The sequence below is a fragment of the Niallia endozanthoxylica genome, assembly GCF_008710145.1.
GTDB classification, from domain to species: Bacteria; Bacillota; Bacilli; order Bacillales; family Cytobacillaceae; genus Bacillus_BD; species Bacillus_BD endozanthoxylica.
Map to the genome: position 1 here is coordinate 1 of NZ_VYKL01000084.1, position 2,328 is coordinate 2,328.

Genomic DNA, 2,328 nt, shown 5'->3' on the forward strand with positions numbered 1-2,328 from the left:
CGTAAGCCCGAAATATAAAAATGCGCACCTTTCCGGTACGCATGACGAATAGCCATCTATCCTAAAATTTTTTTAGATAGTTGGCTATTTTGCACATGTCACTTGGATATTTTTCGACCAAGGCATGTAATTATGTAAAATTTCTGGCTGCTGATGGATTGGTAAATGTGGTAGATCCGTTATTAGCTTCACTAGGTACTGATAAAAATCGATGCCATTTGCTTTTGCAGTTTCCGCTAAACTTAAACAAATGGCATTCGCCTTTGCACCAGCCTCACTAACAGAGAAAAGCCAGTTTTTTCGGCCAATCACATTTGGGCGAATCGCATTTTCTGCTGGATTATTATCGATTTCAATTCGACCATCGAACAGAAAAGCTTTTAATCCATGGACCCGATTTAATGTGTATTCCGCAGCTTTCGCTAAGGCACTTTTCCCGAAGAAAGGCGATTCATCCACCCATTTTAGAAACTTTTCTACAATCGGCTTCGAATGTTTTTGCCTTGCTTTTCTGCGTTTTCCCGGTGAAAGATGCTTAAATTGACGTTCTAAACGATACAATTGATCGCAATATCCCACGCCAATTTGGCCATTTTTGCTATCGGCTTTCAGCCAATAACGTCGCACATGCGCCCAACAATTGGCGAACGTGACATCGGGTAAATTGCCATATGCCGAATAACCATCGCAAATCACTGTCCCTTTAAATCCGGCTGTGAAACCTTCTAGGACAGCTCGACCTCGCGATAAAGCACTTTGGAAAAGAACGATGATGGGCCCCTGGCTTGGCACGCTTCGAAATACCCAATTGTAGGCATTAGATTGACCTGATTTCCCATCAGAACGCTTAATGATTTGCGCATAGGTCTCATCCACATGCAGAACAGATTTTGATATTAATACTTGTTTCATCTGCCCATAAATAGGTAAAAGCCAATCTTCTGCTGCACGAATCACCCAATTGGATAAGTTCTTATCATTGGTAAGAAGACCATATCGTTCCCATTCCTTTACCTGACGGTAAAGAGGCAAGTACTGGATAAACTTATCGTAGATGAGTTTTGCTAAAACTGTCGGTCCTGCAATACTTCGCAGAATGGCGGCTTGTGGTGCTTTCCCACGTTTCATTTGCGCTTTTTGTGAGAAATTCTTTTTACAGTGCTTACATTCATAGGCATGCTCAATATGCTGGATGCGCATCATTTTTGCCGGAATGAATTTCGCTTCTTCACGCGCAATGGTTGTACCTGCTTCTGTCATTTGACCATGGCAACAGTCACACTGTGTATTAGCGGGATGATGGTGAATTTCTTCTATTTCAATTCCATCATGAAAAGAATCATTTCGTTTTTTCTTATTTAATTTACGGACAACGGTGTAGCTAGTCGTCTCTGTGCTTTGTTTTTCTGTGTGCTCAGAATCGTTAAAAGACGGATCATCTTCGAATAAAGAACCTTGTCCGTCTGGAGCTTGGTACTTTGATTTTTCCGATTTTGAACTATATAAAGCCTTCGTTAATTGGCGAACTTGTTCTGTTAGTACTTCAATTTGTTTGGATAAATCTTTGTTTTGTTCTTTCATATATGTTAGTTGCTCTTCAAGAAGTTGAATCACTTTTTCATTAGAAGCGCTCATTAAATCACTCACCACATTCCGTTCAGTATAAGTTATGGATGATTATAACATCTGGATAGGTGAGTTTAAAAGACACCTTTTGCAGATTTCGCAATCGCCTTTGGTTGCTGCAGCGATAACCCTTCCAATAACCAACGAAGCTCCTGTTGTGAAAGATTCCGTACTTCATTTTCATCTTTTGGCCATTGAAGCTTGCCATTATCCAATCGCTTATAAAGCATGGCGAAGCCATCTCCATCAAAATATAAACATTTATAGCGGTCCTTGCTCCATCCGGAAAACAAAAAGATGGAATCACTATACGGATCCAATTCAAATGAATCTTGAATGAGTGTTGCTAGACCGTCAATGCCTTTTCGCATATCGGTCTTGCCGCAAATGATATAGATGTTTTGCACGCTCGTAAAATCATGCTTCATTGTTTGTTCAGCTCCTTCATGATCGTCTGGATGATACGCTCATCTACGCCATTGAAGAAGGAAATTTCAGCACTTGCTGTTTTAATAACACAACTCGGGCCAGCGGAAATTTGAGATGAATGGATAGAAGACGGTTCGTCAGTGATAGGATTTAGTGTCACAGGGACAATCGTGAGTTTATTAGCTAGCATAAAGAAGCACCCCCTTGAATTGATATGTCTATCGTACCGGAGGTGCCTGGTTGTTTATATGCGTTATTTGATTACGGGCTTAC

3 protein-coding genes are annotated in these 2,328 nt (G+C 40.7%); all 3 read right to left on the bottom strand.

All coding sequences use genetic code 11. The annotated features are described in order from the left end of the window. Positions 1-84: 84 nt before the first annotated feature. Positions 85-1,635, bottom strand: coding sequence for an IS66 family transposase (gene tnpC / locus F4V44_RS27115; RefSeq protein ID WP_150443087.1), 1,551 nt, complete (start codon positions 1,633-1,635; stop codon positions 85-87). A 65-nt stretch (positions 1,636-1,700) separates the two neighbouring features. Then, a complete protein-coding gene (gene tnpB / locus F4V44_RS27120) occupies positions 1,701-2,054 on the bottom strand; it encodes an IS66 family insertion sequence element accessory protein TnpB (protein ID WP_150443088.1) in 354 nt (117 codons plus the stop codon). Then, positions 2,051-2,245 (bottom strand): hypothetical protein, encoded by a 195-nt coding sequence (locus F4V44_RS27125; RefSeq protein ID WP_150443089.1) that lies wholly within the window; start codon positions 2,243-2,245, stop codon positions 2,051-2,053. Before F4V44_RS27125 ends, tnpB begins: the two co-directional genes overlap by 4 nt. Positions 2,246-2,328: the final 83 nt, after the last annotated feature.

Coding starts and splice junctions, on each gene's coding strand:
- F4V44_RS27125 (WP_150443089.1), bottom strand. CDS start 2,245: ATGCTAGCTAATAAACTCACGATTGTCCCTGTGACACTAAATCCTATC.
- tnpC (WP_150443087.1), bottom strand. CDS start 1,635: ATGAGCGCTTCTAATGAAAAAGTGATTCAACTTCTTGAAGAGCAACTA.
- tnpB (WP_150443088.1), bottom strand. CDS start 2,054: ATGAAGCATGATTTTACGAGCGTGCAAAACATCTATATCATTTGCGGC.